The following is a 21,397-nucleotide window of genomic DNA, read 5'->3' as shown; positions in this document are numbered from 1 at the left end:
AGGCTTTATTACAGGCTGTTGTGGCGGTTGCGCGCAACAGTTACCTGGAATAGTTCTCTGACTGTTTCACGGGCCGCGCTGGGATGTGTCACATTCCCCGGCGCGTTGGCTGTGTCAGCACCGGCTCTGGATCTGTGTGTACCTTCACCATTCATCTAGGTAGTTTCGCGTCCTCAACCGCGAAGAGGTGGGCTAACCATTGCTGAGGCTTTCGGCCGCCTGTAGAAATGTATGCATAACCGGCGAAAAGTCCTCCAGGGAAGGACTTCCCAGCTTGAGAGCTGGGATAGCCGGTTTTGTTGTGGCTGGCCCCAAGGGAAGAACGTACTGGTTAGATGTGGTTTGATACAGGGGGCATACTAGGTGCACTTCTTCCCCTCTAGATTTCTCTGAACGGCCCATAGAGCTTCGTCGTCGGGCTCGGACACTTGGAGTGCGATCTCCTTCAAGTGGAGAAAGGTGGAGAAAGAACGCCATCTTGTAGAGACGCAGTGGGCCTGCATCACGTACATATTGATAGGCATTGGCCTTGTAGAGGAACGTTGTATCGATTCGAGGGGACTGCCGCTGGATTTCGGCAAACATCTCACTTCCGGTTTTATTACTGTCTTAGCAAGCGGGAAATCCTTTGGGGAGGTGAATTCCGTTTTGGTGGCCTCTGCCCGAAGGTGCAGTCCATTGAGCAGATCTTCTCCGTGGTCTTCGGTGATAAATGTTGCTGTGCCAACTCAGGGGTACGTTGATGCTCCTCCGCCTTGTGGGTTGGGCGATCCGTCATAGTCGAGGTCTCCGGTCGCATCGGCGTAGAGGTAAATCCGTCTTGGGGTGTGTTGTAGTCCATCGTCACTTTCTCGATTGAGCGCGGGGCGTTGCCTTTTAGGGAATGCCCATAGGGGTCATCTCGGCTGCGATTTTCTCAATGTATAGATGGACCGCGAAGTAGGACTTTGCGTTCATGGGGCCTAGACGTTCTTACAGTCCGAAGATGAGTACAACCAGAGAAGCGGCCCAGGTTGTTTTTCGGTACGGCAAAGCAGCGCATCCCGCCCTATACCTAGGCCGGAAGAGGAGATGGCAACTCGACCGATTGCCACTCAAGAAACGTTGCACCCTCGGGACTGCTGAAGGTTTGGTTGACACCAGGGTTGCTTCACAGGTGTGGAGCACGAAAGGATGTTGACATGCCGAAGATCTACAACGAGCAGTTCAAGGCTGACGCGGTCGCGCTGGTTGAATCAGGGATGAGCCGCCGACAAGTGTGTGCCGATCTGGGTGTCTCACGGTCCTCGTTACAGAAATGGGTCACTGACGCCCGCCTACAGGCTCACGGGATGAGCCCGTCAAGTGATCCGGAGGTCGCCAAGGAGATGAGCGCTGCTTTGAAGCGGATTCGTGAGCTAGAGATGGAAAACGAAGTCCTGCGCGCCGCAGCAGCCTACTTGAGCCAGGAGGCAATTCGCCCAAAAGGATCTTCCCGACCGTGGAAGCGCTGATCGCTCAGGGCAAGGCAACCCTGACGATCGCGGCTCGGGTATTGAAGTTTTCTCGCCAAGCTTTCTACAAATGGCTGGCCAGCCCTGTTTCAGGAAGGCAAGCCCAAGACGAGGAAATCATTGCCAAGATTCGCCAGATCCACGCTGATGATCCAGAGTTTGGCTACCGGTTCATTGCTGATGAGCTTCACGGGCAAGGCGTGAAGATTTCCGAGCGGCGCGTATGGCGCTTGTGCTCGAAGATCCAGGCGTTTTCTGTCATTGCTCGGCGAAAGCCGCGTGGGAGGAAGTCGGGTGCTCCGGTTCATGATGATTTGCTCCAACGCCGCTTCCACGCCGATACGCCAAACACGGCCTGGGTCACGGATATCACTGAGCACTGGACGAGGGAGGGGAAACTGTATCTATGCGTGATCAAGGACCTGTGTTCACGCACAATCGTTGGCTATGCGACTAGCGCGCGGATGAAATCACACCTCGCGGTGGCGGCACTCGAGGACGCAATGAGGAAGCGCGGTGAGCCCAAGGGCGTGATTGTTCACTCGGATCGAGGCTCGCAATTCCGATCCAGGAAATTCCGTGCCGCGTTGAAAGCCTTCGGTGCGAAGGGATCGATGGGCAGAGTCGGAGCGTGTGGGGATAACGCCGCAATGGAATCTTTCTTCGCCCTCGTGCAAAAGAATGTCCTTGACCGCAAATCCTGGGCGAGCCGGCGTGAGCTGTCAGCAGCGATCACCCACTGGATCGAACGGACTTATCACAGGAAAAGACGCCAGCGAGCGCTGGGGAAGTTGACACCCATCGAATACGAAACAATCATGAAACCAGCCGTATCAATCGCGGCCTAAAAACCAGAAGGAAAACTGTCAACCAAACCTTCAGCAGTCCCCTCACCCGTGGACCCCACCCGCGCTACAGGCTAATCGAGGACCACACGGGCAGTTCTAGACGACATCAAATGAGCACTCATTCGCGCCCCTTAACACTGGCTTAACACCTTCTTACAGCCGGTAGGCCCGAAACAGTGCAGATGGACACGGATAAACGGTGCTATGTATTCCGAAAAAGTTTCTTCTGCCAAGCATGACCAATGTAATCGTCCTACAATCGGAGCTTATGACGATGCTAAAGAAGAGAGCGAGAAATTCGCCCAATCACCGAAACGTTGGAAAGCGCTCGTTGTTCTCGCGGTGGGTTTGGCACTCATCATCTTGGACGGCACGATCGTCGGCGTATCCATGCCGACCATCATCCGGAAGCTCAATCTTGACCTTTCGGAAGCACAGTGGGTAACCAGCCTCTACTCAGTCGTCTTCGCGGCACTTCTGCTCACCGCCGGGCGCATGGGCGACCGCTTCGGGCGCAGGAAGTTCTTCCTCGCCGGTCTGGCAATCTTCAGTACCGGTTCCGTCCTGGCGGCTCTATCTGATTCGGCAAGCTCACTGATCATCGCCCGCGTCGTTCAGGGCGTCGGCGGTGCCTGCATTCTGCCCTCGACGCTGTCCACCACGAACGCCGTCTTCCGAGGCAAGGATCGCGCAGCGGCCTTCGGTGTGTGGGGTGCTGTGATGAGTGGTGCGGCCGCTATCGGCCCACTGCTCGGTGGTGTGCTGACCGAATATGCGGGCTGGGAGTGGATCTTCTGGGTCAACGTCCCACTCGGCATTGGCCTGATCTTCTTCACCCTGGCCCTCGTCCCCGACACCTCCGCTAAGTCTGAATCTGGCCCTGGTGCAGGCGCCCCCGACGGTGGGGATTTCTTCGGATTCCTGCTGTCCGCAATCGGCTTCGGTACCCTCGTGTTCGGCATCATTGAAGGACCCAAGCTCGGTTGGTGGAAGCCCCTGCAGGACTTCCACTTGGGCTCCCTGCACTGGCCCGCCAACTGGGTTTCCCGGCAGGCATCGCACTCATTATCGCGGCCGTGTCTCTGACCGGCTTCATCGTCACTGAGCTCGGACGCCGTCGCGCCAAGGACGCTGTGCTGCTGGACCTTTCGATGTTCCGTTACCCCACCTTCACCTGGGGTAACCTCACCGCCCTCATGGTGGCCGTTGGCGAGTTTGCTCTCGTGTTCGTCATTCCGCTGTACCTCGTCTCCTCCGTCGGCCTCTCGACCGTCGCCACGGGTCTGGTGCTTGCCGCAATGGCTATCGGCGCGTTCTTCTCCGGTGCTTCCGCCCGCCACCTCGCTGCGAAGATTGGCGCTCCGGGCGTGGTGCTCGTCGGCTTGGGCCTCGAGGTATTCGGTACTCTCCAGCTGGCGGCAGAGGAACGCGTTGGCCAGCCGCTGTGGCTTGTTGTCGTAGCGCTGGTTATCTACGGCACCGGCCTTGGTTTGGCTTCCGCAAAGCTGACCTCGCTGGTCCTGGGCGATATCCCAGTCGAACAATCTGGCCAGGCTTCCGCTACCCAGTCCACCGTTCGCCAGATCGGTTCCGCTCTGGGTGCAGCGATGGCCGGTGCAACCTTGTCCGCTGCGTTGGCCTGGAAGTCCGCTGACTTTGTTGGCCGCGAAGCCGAGCTCGCCAAGGCTGTTCGAGAATCCGCCGGTGGTGTGATCGTGGGACTTCGTGATCAAGGCGCACCAGCTGAGGTGGTCGCACCGCTGGCGAAGATCTTCGCTGAAGCTACGAAGGTATCTCTCTACGCTGCCGTCGTGTGCCTCGCCATTGGTCTGCTTGGTGCCCTGATGGTTCGCCGTTCCGCTGGCCCAGAGATCAACAACGAAATCAAGGACAGCGCTGACAGCGCCGACAGCACTGATGACGCTGACAAGAAGGCCAGCAAGTAGCTTGTAAGTTTGGCGCAGCTTAGCTCGCAGTTTGCTAGCAATCTGCTGAGCCCACGCGAGCGAAAGCCCAAACAGGCAGATGCGGGGCAGGAAGATAGATTTCCTGCCCCGCCTCTTTTAGTTCGCTAACGCTCAGCCGTCTCCTAGCCCCCGCCGCTGCCCCCGCCAGCCCTACTTCACCTCAGAGTGCAGCTGCACTCCCTCCTGCTCCAGCCACATCCTCGCGCTGCCGTGCAGGTAAATGCCATCCATCACACGCTGCGCCGAGGTCAATCCGGCGTGCACATCGTCCAACGCCACCACACCGGCCGAGATCGCCTCACCCAGCTCATCGAGATCCAGCATCTGAATCCGCGAGCCATGATGTGTCACCACGTCGATGTAGATGTCCTTCGTGTGCCACACGTCAGCATCCGAGTTATCGATGAGTGCGATATCGATGTAGAGGTCCTGCGTGGGGGAGATGCCCTCGAAAAAGTGGAACTTATTCACGCGGATTGCCAGGTGGGGGATCAGCCACGATTCGAGGTAGTGGAATCGCGGGTGCCCGGGAGTGGTGCGAGCCATGTACAGCACATCACCGCGCGGCGTGGGAATCACACGGTAGATATCCACCTCCCGTGTGAATCCCTTGGGGTCGATGTTTGTCATCTCAGAGATGGCGAATGTCTCTTCTTTGACGGGGTGGAGGTCAGCCATGGCGTATCACTCGCTCGCTTTCTCGTAGGGTTTCGTGCCGATCCTCATATTCGACGCCGAACCCCACGCACATACTTGACCGAGTGCAGTGACGGGTACGGGCGTGGGCAAGGGCGGGGAAGAAAAGGGGCTTGGAAAAGTCAAAACGCGGCCCATCCAGCCCTCAGCGCGTTGTCGCGCTGCAGGAGTTGAGTATGGCCCGCGTCGTGCGTGGTTCTTGGTGGTTCTTGGTGGTTCGTGGCGCCGAAGTGGTTTGCCGAGCTGATTTACGGAACTTGGATGAGAGCCGCGGTGGGGGCGTAGTTGCAGTTAGCAACGCCGGCTTGGCCCTCGTCGGTGCTCACGCCGCCTTCCAGCAGGGCGATGACGGTGCCACGGCCGGTGTCGGCGGTACCGTTGATGGTAGCGGGGCCGTCCGGGTTAAGACCGTTGAAGCCCAGCGGGGTGTGGCCGATCTTGCCGGTGTTGATGTTGATCCAGTGAACATTCATGGCGGTGTGCTGCTGCGGGGCTACCTTGCCGGTCCCCAGTGCGGTGAAGACGAAGTTCACTTCGCCGGCTTTGATGCCGGGCAGTGGCAGCGGAGCCGGGCCGGGAACGGCAGCTGCGGTGCCGATGGAGTTGTTCTTGCCAGCAATGCACTGGCCGGCGATGGTGGGCCAGCCGAACTGGGTGAAAGCGGGGCCGTTCTGCGGGATCGGCACGCCGGGCTTTCCGTCTCCGCGGAAGAAGCTCACCACGCGCAGCAGGGAGGAGCGAACCTTCTCCGGCAGCTGCGGGTTGTTGGCGAAGGTTTCGATCTGGTCGAGCACGAAAGGTGCCGGGCGACCCAGTTGGTCAACCGGGCTCTGGACGGGAACCTGGGCACTTGCGGTGGTGGGGACGACGACAGTCGGCACAGCCAGTGCACAGGCAGCGCTAATGGCGGCGACCACTCGGGAGGAACGACGGGAGATAGCCACGGGGGAGCCTTTCGAGAAAAATGTGTGTCCGGCAATGATGCCCCACCCAAGGGCACAGTGAGCTGGACGGTGAAGAACGGTGGGAAACGTCAGTGAGTTCGCTATGAATCACTCGAACTGGCAAACTCGCCAGTCACATTAGTCACATACGTAACATTTGTCACGCTATATGCAGCTTTTGCTAACAATAGCAGTTTTTCTTTGGTACGCAGAACAAACCAAAAAAGAAACCGTGAAACCCCTCCAACAAGGATCCCCCCGCCTTCCCCCTATGTCACCCGGATGCGAAAAGATGCGCGAAGGGAGTAGCCTAAGTAACGGTATGGGTAGGTGTCGCGTCCCGCCAGCACAGGCGAGGGGATGACCGGTAACAAGGCCCACGCCGCGACGCTGGCTTTACACCCAGCACCCCGTCGGCACCCCACGAATGGCAGTGTGCCGGGGCGTACGTAGGGGCGTCGAACACAAGAGAGCTTCGGCGAATACCGCACCAGCGACACCCCACCCCGCAAGTAGAAACAACACGAAAGTATTTGATCTGTGTCCTTGACTGAATTCCGCAATGTCGCCATCGTCGCGCACGTTGACCACGGCAAAACCACCCTCGTGGATGCCATGCTGCACCAATCCGGCGCATTCTCCTCCCACGGCGAGGTTGAAGAGCGCGTGATGGACTCCGGTGACCTGGAGAAGGAAAAGGGCATCACCATCCTCGCCAAGAACACCGCCATCCGCCGCAAGGGTCAGGGCAAGGACGGCCAGGATCTCATCATCAACGTCATCGACACCCCCGGCCACGCCGACTTCGGCGGTGAGGTGGAGCGCGCCCTGTCCATGGTCGATGGTGTGGTGCTGCTCGTCGACGCCTCCGAAGGCCCGCTGCCGCAGACTCGCTTCGTGCTCGGCAAGGCGCTCGCCGCCAAGATGCCCGTGATCATTTGCGTGAACAAGACCGACCGCCCCGATGCCCGCATCGACGAGGTTGTGGAAGAATCCCAGGACCTCCTGCTGGAACTTGCCTCCACTCTGGAGGATGACGAAGCTGCCGAGGCCGCCGAGCAGCTGCTCGACCTGCCCGTGCTGTACACCTCGGGCCGCGAGGGCAAGGCATCCACCGAGAACCCCGGCAACGGCAACGTGCCCGATTCCGAGGACCTCCAGCCGCTGTTCGACGTGCTCTACGAGGTTCTGCCCGAGCCCTCCGCCGACGTGGATGGCCCGCTGCAGGCGCACGTCACCAACCTGGACTCCTCTTCCTTCCTGGGCCGCATCGCCCTGGTCCGCATCCACGCGGGCAAGCTGCGCAAGGGCCAGCAGGTCGCCTGGCTGCACTACGACGAAGACGGCGTGATGCACACCAAGACCGCCAAAATCGCCGAGCTGCTGCGCACCGTGGGCGTGACCCGCGTGCCCGCCGAGGAAGTCATCGCCGGTGACATCGCCGCGATTTCCGGCATTGACGACATCATGATCGGCGACACCCTCGCCGACCCGGAGAACCCCGTCGCCCTGCCGCGCATCACCGTGGACGAGCCCGCGATCTCCATGACTATCGGCGTGAACACCTCCCCGATGGCAGGCCGTGGCGGCGGCGACAAGCTCACCGCCCGCATGGTCAAGGCCCGCCTGGACCAGGAGCTCATCGGTAACGTGTCCCTGCGCGTGCTGCCCACTGACCGCCCGGATGCCTGGGAAGTCCAGGGTCGCGGCGAGATGGCGCTGTCCGTGCTGGTGGAGACCATGCGCCGCGAAGGCTTCGAGCTCACCGTGGGCAAGCCCCAGGTGGTCACCCGCACCGTCGACGGCGTGCTCCAGGAGCCTTTCGAGAACATGATTATCGACGTTCCGGAAGAGCACCTCGGCGCAATCACCCAGCTCATGGCCGCCCGAAAGGGCCGCATGGAGGGCATGGACAACACCGGTTCCGGCTGGATCCGCATGCGCTTCGTGGTGCCCGCCCGTGGCCTTATCGGCTTCCGCACCGTGTTCATGACCGAAACGCGCGGCACCGGCATCGCCAACAGCTACTCCGCGGGCTACGAGCCGTGGGCTGGTGAGATCAAGGACCGCGCGACCGGCTCCCTCGTGGCTGACCGTTCCGGCCAGATCACCGCTTACGCCCTCATGCAGCTGGCAGACCGCGGCACCTTCTTCGTGGAGCCCGGTGCTGAGGCCTACGAGGGCATGGTCGTGGGTGCGAACAACCGTGATGAAGACATGGACATCAACATCACGAAGGAAAAGAAGCTCACCAACATGCGCTCCGCTACCGCGGACGCCACCGTGACCCTCGCCAAGGCCCGCAACCTCACCCTCGAGGAGGCCATGGAGTTCTGTGGCGGCGACGAATGCGTGGAGGTTACCCCCGATGTCGTTCGTGTGCGTAAGGTTATTCTGAATGCGACGGAGCGCGCCCGCGCCCGTTCCCGCGAGAAGCAGCGCAACAACAACGCGTAAGCGCTTGAAGAGAGCGCCGTGCGCTCCTTCCCGCGACGTTCGCCCGATAGTTAGTCGCAAAGTGTGGCGCCCCGCAATGGCGCCGTGTTGGAGGTTCGCCCATGGTCATCGGACGTCGGTTCTTGTCTGGTAGAGATCATGGTCGTTCGACGCCACCAGCGGCCGCCCTGGCCCTCGGCTCGGTGATGGTGCTCGCGGCGTGCCAGGCCAACCCAGCCGATCCGCCCGCCGTCGATCCGGCATCGACGACCCAGACTGATGCCCCTGTGACGCAGCCTCCGGCGAAGGCCCTGCGCGAAATCACGGTGGGCGTGGATCCGTTCACCACGAACCTCAACCCGCACGTGGTCGGCAACCACGACCCCGTGGTCGCCGCCATCGCGGATCTCACGCTTCCCAGTGTGTTCATCTCCGGCTCTCAGGGCAAGACCCTGGACAGCAACTTCATCACGGACGTGAAAACCGACGACGATTCGGCGCCCACGGAGGTCACCTACACGCTGAACCCCGCGGCGCAGTGGTCGGATGGCACCCCGATCACCATCTCGGATTTCCAGTACCTGGCCGAGGTCATCTCCAAGGAGCCGACCGCCGCCGGTAAGAATGTCTACTCCCACATTGTCTCCATTACTGATGGCGACAAGGCCGGCCAGATCGTGGTGCATCTCGATGAGCCCTTCACACCGTGGAAGGACCTGTTCCAGCACCTTCTACCCAGCCACATCTACCGCGCGGAGGGGCAGAACTTCGCCTCTATGATGCAGGGCAATTCCGCCGCATCCGCGGGCGCCTATGCGGTGAAGAGTGTTAACGAGGGGCGCGGCATCGTGGAACTGCAGCGCAACGATCGCTACTGGGGCCGCCAGCCCGCCAAGACTGACGTTCTGCGCTTTACCACCGTGGCGAATAACTCCATGGGCGCTCAGATGCTGCGCACCGAGCAGATTCAGGCTTATCGCACCCGACCCAGCGCCACGACGGACCTCATCTTCTCCCAGCTCGATAAGATCCGCACCCGCACCACGGCACGCGAGGTGCAGCTCAACGTGGTGCTCAACCAGGCCAGCTCCCGCATGTCGAACAGGCAGGCCCGGCAGCGCGTGCTCGACGTGCTCAACCGAAACATCATTGGCGAAATCGTGGAGGGATCGAACTCCATTAAGGCGCCCTCATGGAACGTGATGCCTACCGGCGACGGGGAAAGCGAATCCCGCACCAGCAGCGCGGGTACGACCAACAGCGATGACCCGCTGATTCTCGCCGCTCCCAACGATGACCAGACCGCCATCATTGCCGCGCGCACCGCTGCAGACCAGCTCAACCGCGCAGGAGTAGCAACGGTTGTACGCACCGCCGAGCCCAACGACCTGTTTGGCACCCAGCTTCCCAAGGGTGAAGTGGACGGCGTGGTGACGTGGCAAGATAGCGCCGATTCGGTGTCGAAGTACATGGACCAGTTCAGCTGCTCCGCCGCGACCTCCACCGACAGCTCCAAGGACGCTAGAGACGCAAAAACCACTAGTGCATCAGAGACGAACAAGCCCACATCCACGGCCGAGGCAGGGGACAGTGGGGTGGCGTCGGACGACAAGACCCGACCGCAGGGTGGCAACCTCGGATCGATCTGCAGCACCGAGATCGACTCCATCATCGGCAAGCTTACCCGCGGCGACGAGAGCCTCAACGACGCCAAGGAGGAGCTCAACGCGGCGATCGCACGGCAATCCACCGTGCTGCCGATCCTGCCGGACAGTGCGGCCTTCGCTGCGCTCGACCTGCTCTCCGGCCCGAGTGAGAGGCTGAACAGTTGGCCGACGGATGACGACAGCGGCATCCTCATCAGCGCGCCGACGTGGACACTCACCGCCAAGCCGGGGCAGAACGCGAACGGCGATAGCAACGAGACGGCCAGCCCGTCGGAGAGTACAGAGGCGACTACCGCAACGAGCACCGAAACCAGCACAGAAGCGACTACCGCAACCAGCACTGAAGGAGGAAAGAAGAAGTGACATCACAGGAGGCAGCGTCAACACCGCGCCTGCTAGCCGTGCACGCACACCCAGACGATGAAACGCTCTTCAACGGGCTGATGCTCACCAAGGCCGCGCGGATGGGGGCAGACGTTCACGTTCTCACCTGCACCATGGGCGAGGAAGGGGAGGTCATCGGTGAGAAATACCAGAACCTCGTGGACCCCGATCAGAACCCGCGCGGAACCGGAATGCTTGGCGGTTACCGCATTAGCGAGCTGCGGGAAGCGCTCGCCGCGCTGGGTGTCAACGAGCTGGGCGTCAACAACGGCACCCCGCACGGGCCACACTTCCTCGGGGGAGTGGGGCGCTGGCGAGACTCCGGAATGGCCGGCACTCCGAGCATCGCCCGGGAGGATGCCTTCTCCAACCCGGATCGCGAGGACAACCGGCAGGAGCAGATCGACCAGCTCATCGCCGTCATCGAACACATCCAACCAGATGTGGTCGCCACCTACGGACCGGACGGCGGGTACGGCCACCCAGATCATATTCGGGCCCACCAGATCACCCACGCCGCTGTGGAGAAGATGGCTGCAACCAACAACCCGGCCGCGCCGAAGCAAATCATCTGGTGTGTCACGGAGAAGCAGCGGGTGGATGAGGTGCTCGCCACCGCGCGTGGCTCCGAAGCTCCCGCGGGCTGGCGCTGGCCGGAGGAGGGCGACATTGCGGCCGTGGACAGCAGCGACGTGGACTTCGTGGTGCACGGCACCGAGCGGGATGTCGCAGCGAAGCAGGCCGCCATGCGCGCCCACGCCACGCAGATCTGGGTTGCGGATGGATCGTCCAGCGATGTCAACCCGGAGAGTCGAGACCACGAACCGGTGCTGTATGCCCTGTCGAACCTCATCGCCCAGCCACTGCTGGATACCGAGAGCTATACGGTGGGGTACACGGCTGGTGGCGTCGACGATAACTACGCCGCAACAGCGTGGAGCTAGCCCGGCGAGCCTAGGCCCCACCAACCCAATGTGAACCGATCGGTCTATAAACGATAGAGTGTGAAGAGTGAACGCGAAAAAGTCGAAGAGCGAGTTCGTCGTGGCGGACGAGCCAGACTGGGGAAACCCCAACAAATCCCAGGTGCGCAAAGACACCACCCGCGCTGAGCGCATCTCCGGGATCGTCTGGCTCAGCATCGGCGCGCTCTTCGGCCTGTTCATATCTGTGCTGTACATCGGCACACGCATCACCGTGGGTGACACCACCTACCCGCTACCGTGGCCGATCATCTTCGCGCCCTGGTTCAACGCCGTCATCACCAAAACCGCGCTGCTGTGGACCGACAACCGCACCATCGCAGGCATCCCCGCCATCGTGTGGGTCCTGGGATACGTGCTGGTCGGCGCATGGCCGAACCTTCCGTTCGGCGGTGACACGTTGCTGCCGGGCACGTTGTGGTCCATGCTGCTTATGATCGCCGGAGCCCTCGGCGCGGCGTGGCCACTGCTCATGCGGCTACCGACGCCGGAGACGCAGCACAAACGCGGCGGAGGCAGTGCCGGATAGCAGCAGGAAGTGGGCTAAGATCTAGTTCGGAGATCGAGCTAGTAGAGCTAGTAATAGAACTAACCGCAGACTAGACCGACCAACAACAACGACAACCACACGGCAAAGACCGACGACCTGGACATCGCGCCCAGAACAATCTTTGCCCCACGTGTGTACAAAGTAGGAGAGACTTCCAATGACCTACACGATTGCGCAGCCCTGCGTGGACGTGATGGACCGGGCATGCGTTGAGGAGTGCCCCGTCGACTGCATTTACGAAGGCAAGCGTTCCCTGTACATCCACCCCGACGAGTGCGTGGACTGCGGCGCCTGCGAGCCCGTGTGCCCCGTCGAGGCAATCTTCTACGAAGATGACGTGCCGGACGAGTGGGAAGAGTACAACGACGCCAACGCGGCCTTCTTCGACGACCTCGGTTCCCCCGGCGGCGCCGCCAAGCTGGGCCCACAGGACTTCGACGCTCCGCTCGTCGCCGAACTGCCCCCGCAGGCGGAGTAATACCGTGGCGATTCAGCGCAACTCTGCTGGCTCCCGCCTGCCCGATTTTCCGTGGGACTCCCTCGCCGGGGCAAAGGCCAAGGCGCAGGCACACCCGGACGGCATCGTGGACCTGTCTGTCGGCACTCCCGTTGACCCGGTAGCGCCGTTTATCCAGCTTGCCCTGGCCGAATCGGCCGCGGAGCCTGGGTATCCGCAGACGAAGGGCACCGAGGCGCTGCGCGCGGCCATCAAAGGCGCGATGAGTCGCCGCTTCGGGGTGACGGGCGATGCCGGTGATGTGCTGCCCGTCGTGGGTACGAAGGAAGCCATCGCGTGGCTGCCCACCCTGCTGGGCTTGGGGGAGCAGCATACCGTGGTGATTCCGGAGCTCGCGTACCCGACCTACGAGGTTTCCGCGAAGCTCGCCGGCTGCACGGTGGTGCGCAGCGATTCGCTGCTCAAGCTGGGGCCGCAGACCCCCGCGCTGATCTACATCAACTCGCCCGCCAACCCCCACGGCCGCGTGCTGGGTGTCGATCACCTGCGCAAGGTCGTGGAGTTCGCGCGGGAGCGGGGGACCATTGTTGTCTCCGACGAGTGCTACCTGGCCCTCGGCTGGGAGGGCGAGGAGCCCGTGTCCATCCTGGACCCGCGCGTGTGCGATGACGACTACACGAACCTCATCGCCGTGCACTCCCTGTCGAAGTCCTCGAACATGGCGAGCTACCGCGCTGGCTGGTTGGCCGGCGATGCGAACCTCATCAAGGAGCTGCTGGAGGTGCGCCGCCACGCCGGCCTGATGAACCCGGGCCCCATCCAGGAGGCGATGGTCGCCGCGCTCAGCGAGGACGATCATGAGTTCTTGCAGAAGGAGACTTATCGGAAGCGTCGCACGATCCTGAAGAACGCCCTCGAGGACGCGGGCTTTACCGTGGAGCACTCCGAGGCCGGCCTGTATCTGTGGGCCACCGAGGGCGTTGAGGGCATCGATGGCCGCGCGACCGTAGAGCGGCTCGCGGAGCTGGGGATCCTCGTTGCCCCCGGTGAGTTTTACGGCCCGACCGGTCAGAACTTCGTCCGCGTGGGCCTGACCGCCACGGATGAGAAGATTCAGGCTGCCGCGCAGCGACTGGCTGAATTGGCTCCTGCGGATCCGTCCGCTCCGACGGCTCCGACGGAACCGTCGGCTTAGGCCGAGCCGGGCGGTTGGTGCCCCGTGCCCGCGTTGCAGCGATGGTGGCCGGAGCCGAGGCAGGGGGTCTCGGCCGTCAGGATCGTTCTCCACGACCACGTGCCCGATGGCGGTCGTGAGTACGTGGCCGCCGCCGCGGGAGATTCCCCGTTCGCTGCCGGTACTGCGTTGCCGCCCGGTGCGCCTCTTGAATCGCCGACGCCAGCCTGGGTCCATCCTCACCTCGCTCCGGAACCGCAATGGCTGTTGGACCTTGACATCCCCCTCGTGGCAGAGACCGCCGATGCCGTGGTGATCGACAAGCCACATGGTCTGCCTTCCACGCCGAATGGGGGACTGCTGCGCGCCACGGCGCAATCGCTGTTGCGGGTGCGCCGCAATGAGCCGAACCTGGTGGCGGTGCATCGGTTGGATCGGTGGACGGGAGGGCTCTTGGTGTTGTCCCGCAGGCTGGAGACGCGCCGGTTCCTCCACATGCAATTCCAGCGCCACCAGGTGGCCAAGACCTACCACGCGGTTGCTGCTGATTTGCCGTGGTTGCCCGTGGGAACGCCCCGCACGGTGAAACTGCGCATGGTGAAGATCAAAGATGATCCGCAGGTCCGGGTGGTCAATTCCCCTGCTGTTCCGAAGTCGGTGATGACCACGACGGTGGTGGAGAAGCTGCCGGAGTTGCCGGGGGTGCCGGAGGTGCGTGGCGAACACGCCACACAGCGCACACAGAGCACACAGGGCACAGAGGGTTACCGGCTTTACCGGTTGCGGCCCACTACTGGTCATACGCATCAGCTGCGGGTGGTGATGAACCATCTGGGCGCGCCGATTGTGGCAGATAACACATACCCGGTCTATCGCCCGATGGAGGCCGATGAGAGGCCGGACGTTCCCCTGCAATTGCGAGCCGTGGAGTTATCCATGCGTCTGGATGTCGCCAGTGAAACTGTTCATCACCTCGATATTTCCCGTTTACCTCGCCGATATTCTTAGGGTTGTCCACATAGTTGGACGGATCCCATCGTTGTGCCTTAAAAAACATAGGTCATGTTGCGTTAAGCCAACGAACACAAGTGTTTACTTTCAGGACAGCTCCGCGTAAAACGTGCCCCCTATATTGACCTGGTGATCGAAACCAGTGACGGCACCTCTGGCCCGCCGACCAGTGGCTTGACCAGCCCTGATGGCCGCCCAGATGCCACCCGTACAGCAGGACACAAGGCGCAGTCCAACGTGAACGACGTGGCTCGCCTGCGAAAGAAAGCTAGCGCAGCTAAGCGCCGCGAGGCCCTCCTGGCCATCGGCCTTCTTGCCCCGAACCTGATCCTGCTGGTCATCTTCACCTACCGGCCGCTGATCGACAACATCCGGTTGTCCTTCTTCGACTGGAATATTTCCTCCCCCTTGGCCACCTTCGTGGGCTGGGCGAATTACAAGGAATGGTTCACCCGCGACGACACGGGAACAATCCTGTTCAACACCGTCGTATTCACGGGTGCCGCAGTGGTGGGATCCATGGTTCTGGGTCTACTCCTCGCCCTGATCTTGGATCAAAAGCTGCGCGGTCGAAACTTCGCCCGCTCCATTGCTTTCGCACCCTTTGCGATTTCCGGCGCAGCCATTGGCCTGGCCTTCCAGTTCGTCTTCGACCCGAACTTCGGCATGGTGCAAAGCCTACTGGGCTGGTTCGGCATCACCGCGCCCAACTTCTACGGCGAACCGAAATGGGCACTGTTCATGGTGACGTTCACGTTTGTGTGGAAGAACCTCGGCTACACCTTCGTGATCTACCTCGCCGCTCTGCAGGGACTTAACCGTGAGCTGGACGAGGCCGCAGCAATCGACGGCGCTGGCTGGTGGGCGAAGTTCACCAAGGTGATCTTGCCGCAGCTGCGCCCTTCGACATTCTTCCTCTCCATCACCGTCACCCTGAACTCCGTGCAGGTCTTCGACATCATCTCCGTGATGACTCGAGGAGGCCCCCAGGGCAACGGCACGACCACGCTGGTCTACCAGATCTACCAGGAAACCTTCGTGAACTTCCGCGCTGGCTACGGCGCGACCATCGCCACCATCTTGTTCCTTGTTCTGCTGTTCTTCACCCTGCTGCAGGTCAAGTACATGGATAAGAACGAGAAGATGTAGGAGCAGCCCCCATGCCACACCTGTCAAAAAAGCTCGTCGGCTACGCCGGAATCATCTTCATCCTCATTCTCATCGGCCTGCCGCTGTACTGGACGATCATCGGATCGTTGAAGACCCACGGGGAGATCTACAGCAAGCCGGTGACGTGGTACCCGCACGACGTCTACGTCCAGAACTACGACGACGCCACCAACCGCGTGCCCTTCTACCACTACTTCCGCAACTCGGTGATCATCACTGTGATCCTGTGCGTCATCAAGATCTCGCTGGGCGTTGTCAGCGCCTACGCACTGAGCGTGCTGAAGTTCCCCGGCCGCAACCTGGTGTTCATCATCGTCATCTCGGCGCTGATGGTTCCCAGTGAGATCACCCAGATCTCCAACTACGCGTTGGTCTCCAACCTGGGGTGGCGCAACACCTTCCAGGGCATCATCGTGCCGTTGGCGGGCGTGGCCTTCGGCACGTTCCTCATGCGCAACCACTTCCTGAGCCTGCCCAAGGAACTCATCGAAGCCGCCCGCATGGATGGTGCCAGCTCCATGCAGTTGTTGTTCAAGGTCCTGCTGCCAATCTCCGGGCCCACACTGGTGGCGTTCTCCGTGATCACCGTGGTCAACGAATGGAACCAGTACCTGTGGCCGTACCTCATGGCGGACACCGACAAGGTCGCCCCACTGCCGGTCGGCCTGACACTGCTGCAAAACAGCGACGGCGTGACCAACTGGGGGCCAGTCATGGCCGCCACGTTGCTGACCATGCTCCCGATCATCGTCCTGTTCATCTTCCTGCAGAAGTACATGATCAAGGGCCTGACCACGGGCGCAGTGAAGGGGTAGCCGCGTGTTCTAAACCTGCTGGTCGAGCCCACAATCCAATCTCAATAATCCGACCTGAAGAAATCCAACCTCAACAATCCGACAGCGAAACGGAGAAACTCGAATGTCCAACTTCCACCCGTACGCCCTGCGCTCCCGCACCCCATTCGGCGGCCGCGTTGTGAACCGCCGCAGCTTCCTGACCCTGGCGGGCGTCACCGCAGCCAGCTCTGTGGCCCTGACCGCCTGCGCCGGAACCGGCTCCAACTCCACCCAGGGTGGAGACGGTAAGACCATCACCTGGTGGTCGTCCCACCCCGGCCAGTCCAAGGCCACCGAGCAAGAACTGATCAACCGCTTCCAGAAGGAATTCCCGGACCTCAAGGTCAATCTTGTCGATGCCGGCAAGAACTACGAGGAGTGCGCCCAGAAGTTCAACGCGGCCCTGTCCGGCGGTGACCTGCCAGACGTCGTGATGCTCTCGGACGTCTGGTGGTTCAACTTCGCCCTGAACAAGCAGATCACCCCGGTTGAGGATGTCGCTCAGAAGGCAGGCATCGATACCAGCACCTTCGTGAAGTCCCTCTACGAGGACTACAACCTGGACGGCAAGCACTACGCCATGCCGTTCGCCCGCTCCACCCCGCTGTTCTACTACAACAAGGACATGTGGCAGAAGGCCGGCCTGCCGGACCGCGGCCCCGAGTCCTGGCCCGAGATGGATGAATGGGCAAACAAGCTCAAGGGCGTCATAGGCGATGCCAAGGCCCACGGCTGGGGCAACGCAGTGGATTACCTCTCCTGGACCTTCGAAGGCCCCATGTGGACCCTTGGCGGCGCTTACTCCGACGGCTGGGACATGAAGTTCACCTCCCCGGGCACCATCAAGTCCGTCGAGTGGCTGAAGTCCACCGTCTCCAAGGACGGCTACGCGTCTATCTCCCAGTCCATCGCCAACGACTTCTCCGCGGGGCTCTACACATCCGCCATCGCCTCCACCGGCGACCTCTCCGGCATCCTGGGCAACTCCAAGTTCAACGTCGGCACCGCACCGCTGCCCAACCCGAACGGCACCGGCGGCTGCCCGACCGGTGGCGCCGGCCTGGCCATCCCCTCGGGCATCGACGACGAGCGCAAGGTCAACGCCGCGAAGTTCATCAACTTCATCACCAATGACACCAACACCGCGTACTGGTCCCGCGAGGTTGGCTACATGCCTGTACGCACCAACGCCGCCAACGACCCGGAGGAGAAGAAGTTCCTCCAGGAGCACCCGAACTACCAGACCGCCATCGACCAGCTGCCGCACACCCGCTCGCAGGATAACGCTCGCGTGTTTATCCCCGGCGCGGACCAGAAGATCGGCGGCGCGTTCGAGTCCATCCTGGTCAATGGCGACAACATTGAGTCCACCATGGGCCGCCTGCAGAGCGACCTGCAGCAGGCCTACGAGTCCCAGATCAAGCCCAAGCTCAAGGGCTAATAGTCCCAGTTCAACCCAAAGGAGATGGCCCGCTCCATGGCCTCCGTAACATTCGACGGCGCAAGCCGCATCTATTTGTCCGCCCCCAAAGGTCTCAAGAAGATCGGCCGGTCGGGCAAAGACCGCAACTATGCGGTGACGTCCATGAACCTCGAGATCGCCGATGGCGAGTTTTTGGTGCTCGTCGGTCCCTCGGGCTGTGGCAAGTCGACCACGCTGCGCATGCTCGCTGGCCTGGAACCCACCGATGAGGGTCGCATCCTTATCGGTGGGGCGGATGCCACTGGTGTGGCCCCGCAGGACCGCGACGTGGCGATGGTGTTCCAGAACTATGCCCTCTACCCAAACATGACGGTGGAGGACAACATGGGGTTCGCCCTGCGCAACCGCGGCATGGCCAAGCCCGAGGTGAAGAAGAAGGTGCAGGAGGCTGCGGAGATCCTCGAGCTCACCGAGCTGTTGGGCCGCAAGCCGGGTCAGCTCTCCGGTGGTCAGCGCCAGCGCGTGGCTATGGGCCGCGCCATCGTGCGCGACCCGGCCGTGTTCTGCATGGACGAGCCGCTGTCGAACCTGGACGCCAAGCTCCGTGTCTCCACCCGCTCGCAGATCTCAAATCTACAGCGGCGGTTGGGGACCACCACCGTCTACGTCACCCACGATCAGGTAGAGGCCATGACGATGGGGGATCGGGTGGCCGTCATGAAAGATGGCCTGCTGCAGCAAGTCGGTAGTCCTCAGGAGATTTACGACGCCCCCACGAACGCCTTCGTCGCCTCCTTCATCGGGTCACCCACGATGAACTTCATCGACATGCCCGCGGGCGGCGACCGCCCCGAATGGATGAGCACACAGCTCGCGCCACAGAGCGCCGATGCCGCGCAGAAGGAGTATCAGCTGGGTATTCGCAGTGAGGACTGGGAGGTCCACAGTACGGAGACGCCCGGCGCGCTGGTTGTCGAGATCGAGCAGATCGAAGAGCTGGGCAGCGAGGCGTACGCGTACTGTCATCCCGTAGAATCCCGTGGCTTTGCCACGCGGGATACCTTGGCGGTGCGCCTGCTGCGCGAACACTTCATGATCAACGGCAGGCGCCGCCACGCCGGCGAGACGTTGTGGATTACCCCGACTCGCACGCATCACTTCGATGCGGAATCCGGCGAGAGGATCTAGCTCACCAACTAGCTTTCGCCGTGTTCACACACCCCGGTCTCGTGGTGAGCGTGATCGGGGTGTTCAATTTGAACCGTCGAGTGGTCGACGTGGTGGGTTGATCCCAAGATGTGTTGTACCTCGTCGAGAAGTCCGCAGCCGGGGAGTGTGTCTGCGGTGGACACGACATGCACGGTGGCCATGAGGCGTTGCCCGTCGACGGACCAGACATGTAGATCGTGGACGTGGTCTACGTGATCGAGGGCCTCGATGTCTCGCTGGATCGCTTCGGTATCGACGCCGTCAGGGACCTGCTCCATCAGCACCCTCCCGGCTTCCCGGAGGAGTTGGTAGGCCCGCGGAATGATAATGAGCACGATGATGACGGAGGCAATGGTGTCTGCCCCGCGCCAGCCGGTGAAGGCGATGACGACGGCGGCGAGGATGACCGCCACGGACCCTAGGAGGTCGGCGAGAATGTGGAGGTACGCGCCCTTGAGGTTCATGGAGTGATCGGTGGAATCGCGCAGCAGTAGTGCGGCGATGATGTTGGAGATCAATCCGATGGTGGCGATGATGCCCATCGTGAGGGTGTTGATGGGGGCTTCCGCGTTGCGGAGGCGACCGATGGCTTCCACGAGGATGAAGATTGCGATCGCGGCCACGGCGATGGCGTTAATCGCTGCGGCGATGACCTCGGCGCGGCGGAAGCCGTAGGTGGACCGGCGGGTTGGTTTGTGGGTGCCGATGAACATGGCGATCCCCGCCATGACGAGGCCAACGGAGTCGGAGAGCATGTGCCCGGCGTCTGCCAGCAGCGCCAACGAACCGGAGACGAGGCCGCCGATGAGCTCGGCGACGAACACCACCGTGGTCATAACGATCACGGCGGTGAGACGGCTGCGACCCTTGGCGGTTGCGCCTGCGGCTGATAGGCCGTGATCGTGGGAGTGACTGTGGGAGTGGCCGTGGGAATGGCTGTGCTTTGTCATAGGTAATCGCTCTCCTCGCCACCGAGCCGGTGATCGACCAGCCAGTTTCAATAAGTTTCTAATAACGACTGTACAGCAACCCTAAGCACAAAAAGAACCCACTGCACGAGTGGGTTCTTCAGATTGGTGTCTCGCGGCCGCGCGAGCGACAAGAGGTTAGTTCTTGTGCAGATCCTCGTTCAGGGTGACCGCGCGACCGGCCGGAACGGCCTCGACCGCACCGGTGGTGGAATTGCGGCGGAACAGAATGTTGCTGTGGCCAGACAGCTCTGCGGCCTTCACCACGGTGCCGTCCTCCACATCGGCCTCCTCAGCAACGATGCCGTAGACGGTGACCTTGGTGCCGAAGGTCACGTACAGGCCGGCCTCCACGGTGACGTGGTCGCCCAAGGAGATGCCCACACCGGAGTTGGCGCCTAACAGGCAGCTCTCGCCGATGGAGATGACCTGCTTGCCGCCACCGGACAGGGTGCCCATGATCGACGCGCCGCCGCCGATGTCGGAGCCGTTGCCCACGACCACGCCGCCGGAGATGCGGCCCTCCACCATGGAGGAGCCCAGGGTGCCTGCGTTGAAATTCACGAAGCCCTCGTGCATCACGGTGGTGCCCTCAGCCAAGTGAGCGCCCAGGCGAACGCGGTCGGCGTCACCGATGCGCACGCCGGTGGGCACCACGTAGTCGACCATGCGGGGGAACTTGTCGATGCTGTACACGGTCACAGGTCCGCGCTGGGCTTCCAGGCGGCCGCGTACGATCTCGAAGCCCTCCACAGCGCAGGGGCCGTGGTTGGTCCACACCACATTGTTCAGCTTGCCGAACACGCCATCCAGGTTGCAGCCGTGCGGCTTGAGCTTGCGCCCGGAAATCAAGTGCAGGCGCAGGTAGGCATCGTAGGTGTCCTCCGGGGCGGCGTCGAGATCCTCGATGACTGTGCGGATCGCCGCGCGGGTCACACCGCGCAGCTCATCCTCGCCGGCCAGCTCGGAGAAGCGCGGATCCACCGCGTTGGCATCTCCGGCGTCCAGGCGCTCGGTGCCCTTGGCGCCACCCTGGGGTGCCTCGTCCGTCAGGTCAAAGTCGTAGAACCATGCATCGAGCACGGTTCCATCGTTCGTCAGTGTTGCAAAACCATTTCCGATTGCTCCAGTCATAATGGTTCAGTCTACCCAACAGGCAGGGAGAAGATCGGCACGTGGCG

18 protein-coding genes are annotated in these 21,397 nt (G+C 61.8%); 14 read left to right on the top strand and 4 right to left on the bottom strand.

What is annotated here, in order from left to right:
- The first annotated feature begins 1,181 nt into the window (after positions 1–1,181).
- The 3 genes from LA343_RS09620 (at position 1,182) to LA343_RS11755 (ending at position 4,287) form a co-directional block, all read left to right on the top strand.
- Positions 1,182–2,341 (top strand): IS3 family transposase gene (locus LA343_RS09620; RefSeq protein WP_182840915.1). Its coding sequence is split into 2 segments (ribosomal slippage): positions 1,182–1,454 and positions 1,457–2,341, totalling 1,158 coding nucleotides; the frame shifts between segments, so codons are not numbered across the junction.
- A gap of 342 nt (positions 2,342–2,683) precedes the next feature.
- Positions 2,684–3,427: an MFS transporter gene (locus tag LA343_RS11760; protein ID WP_396021864.1), complete on the top strand. Its 744-nt coding sequence runs from the start codon at positions 2,684–2,686 to the stop codon at positions 3,425–3,427.
- On the top strand, positions 3,418–4,287 hold the full coding sequence (locus tag LA343_RS11755; RefSeq protein WP_039910951.1) for an MFS transporter: 870 nt from the start codon (positions 3,418–3,420) through the stop codon (positions 4,285–4,287). The genes LA343_RS11760 and LA343_RS11755 overlap by 10 nt, the downstream gene beginning before the upstream one ends.
- A gap of 171 nt (positions 4,288–4,458) precedes the next feature.
- On the opposite strand, the gene LA343_RS09610 is transcribed toward LA343_RS11755, so the two are convergent.
- Positions 4,459–4,986: a DUF402 domain-containing protein gene (locus LA343_RS09610; RefSeq protein ID WP_025403117.1), complete on the bottom strand. Its 528-nt coding sequence runs from the start codon at positions 4,984–4,986 to the stop codon at positions 4,459–4,461.
- Positions 4,987–5,252: 266 nt separating this feature from the next.
- Positions 5,253–5,948 carry an Rv1157c family protein gene (locus LA343_RS09605; protein ID WP_025403116.1) on the bottom strand — a complete coding sequence of 232 codons (696 nt, stop codon included), beginning with the start codon at positions 5,946–5,948 and terminating at the stop codon, positions 5,253–5,255.
- Between the two features lie 540 nt (positions 5,949–6,488).
- Here LA343_RS09605 and typA point away from each other — a divergent pair.
- The 11 genes from typA to LA343_RS09550 all read left to right on the top strand — a co-directional run bounded on the left by typA (position 6,489) and on the right by LA343_RS09550 (position 19,227).
- Complete coding sequence (gene typA / locus LA343_RS09600) at positions 6,489–8,405, top strand: translational GTPase TypA (RefSeq protein ID WP_025403115.1); 1,917 nt, start codon at positions 6,489–6,491, stop codon at positions 8,403–8,405.
- 101 nt (positions 8,406–8,506) lie between these two features.
- Positions 8,507–10,414, top strand: a complete 1,908-nt coding sequence (locus LA343_RS09595) for an ABC transporter substrate-binding protein (RefSeq protein ID WP_025403114.1) — start codon at positions 8,507–8,509, stop codon at positions 10,412–10,414.
- The gene (mshB, locus tag LA343_RS09590) at positions 10,411–11,379 is read left to right on the top strand and encodes an N-acetyl-1-D-myo-inositol-2-amino-2-deoxy-alpha-D-glucopyranoside deacetylase (protein WP_025403113.1); all 969 of its coding nucleotides are present in this window, start codon (positions 10,411–10,413) and stop codon (positions 11,377–11,379) included. The genes LA343_RS09595 and mshB overlap by 4 nt, the downstream gene beginning before the upstream one ends.
- A 67-nt stretch (positions 11,380–11,446) precedes the next feature.
- The gene (locus LA343_RS09585) at positions 11,447–11,947 is read left to right on the top strand and encodes a hypothetical protein (RefSeq protein WP_052337572.1); all 501 of its coding nucleotides are present in this window, start codon (positions 11,447–11,449) and stop codon (positions 11,945–11,947) included.
- 178 nt (positions 11,948–12,125) lie between these two features.
- Positions 12,126–12,446 carry a ferredoxin gene (gene fdxA / locus LA343_RS09580; RefSeq protein WP_025403111.1) on the top strand — a complete coding sequence of 107 codons (321 nt, stop codon included), beginning with the start codon at positions 12,126–12,128 and terminating at the stop codon, positions 12,444–12,446.
- Positions 12,447–12,450: 4 nt separating this feature from the next.
- The gene (dapC, locus tag LA343_RS09575; RefSeq protein WP_025403110.1) at positions 12,451–13,620 is read left to right on the top strand and encodes a succinyldiaminopimelate transaminase; all 1,170 of its coding nucleotides are present in this window, start codon (positions 12,451–12,453) and stop codon (positions 13,618–13,620) included.
- 24 nt (positions 13,621–13,644) lie between these two features.
- Positions 13,645–14,607, top strand: coding sequence for a pseudouridine synthase (locus LA343_RS09570; RefSeq protein WP_144084500.1), 963 nt, complete (start codon positions 13,645–13,647; stop codon positions 14,605–14,607).
- Between the two features lie 258 nt (positions 14,608–14,865).
- On the top strand, positions 14,866–15,759 hold the full coding sequence (locus LA343_RS09565) for a carbohydrate ABC transporter permease (RefSeq protein WP_224208566.1): 894 nt from the start codon (positions 14,866–14,868) through the stop codon (positions 15,757–15,759).
- 11 nt (positions 15,760–15,770) lie between these two features.
- A complete protein-coding gene (locus tag LA343_RS09560) occupies positions 15,771–16,595 on the top strand; it encodes a carbohydrate ABC transporter permease (RefSeq protein ID WP_025403107.1) in 825 nt (274 codons plus the stop codon).
- Positions 16,596–16,698: 103 nt separating this feature from the next.
- Positions 16,699–18,057, top strand: coding sequence for an ABC transporter substrate-binding protein (locus tag LA343_RS09555; protein ID WP_052337571.1), 1,359 nt, complete (start codon positions 16,699–16,701; stop codon positions 18,055–18,057).
- 36 nt (positions 18,058–18,093) lie between these two features.
- Positions 18,094–19,227, top strand: a complete 1,134-nt coding sequence (locus tag LA343_RS09550) for an ABC transporter ATP-binding protein (protein ID WP_025403105.1) — start codon at positions 18,094–18,096, stop codon at positions 19,225–19,227.
- Positions 19,228–19,235: 8 nt separating this feature from the next.
- Here LA343_RS09550 and LA343_RS09545 read toward each other — a convergent pair whose 3' ends face one another.
- Positions 19,236–20,198, bottom strand: coding sequence for a cation diffusion facilitator family transporter (locus tag LA343_RS09545; protein ID WP_025403104.1), 963 nt, complete (start codon positions 20,196–20,198; stop codon positions 19,236–19,238).
- A gap of 156 nt (positions 20,199–20,354) precedes the next feature.
- Complete coding sequence (gene dapD, locus LA343_RS09540) at positions 20,355–21,350, bottom strand: 2,3,4,5-tetrahydropyridine-2,6-dicarboxylate N-succinyltransferase (RefSeq protein ID WP_025403103.1); 996 nt, start codon at positions 21,348–21,350, stop codon at positions 20,355–20,357.
- Positions 21,351–21,397: the final 47 nt, after the last annotated feature.

It is taken from the genome of Corynebacterium falsenii (assembly GCF_020099275.1).
Taxonomy (GTDB): domain Bacteria; phylum Actinomycetota; class Actinomycetes; order Mycobacteriales; family Mycobacteriaceae; genus Corynebacterium; species Corynebacterium falsenii.
This window is presented reverse-complemented; position numbering and strand designations above follow the sequence as displayed.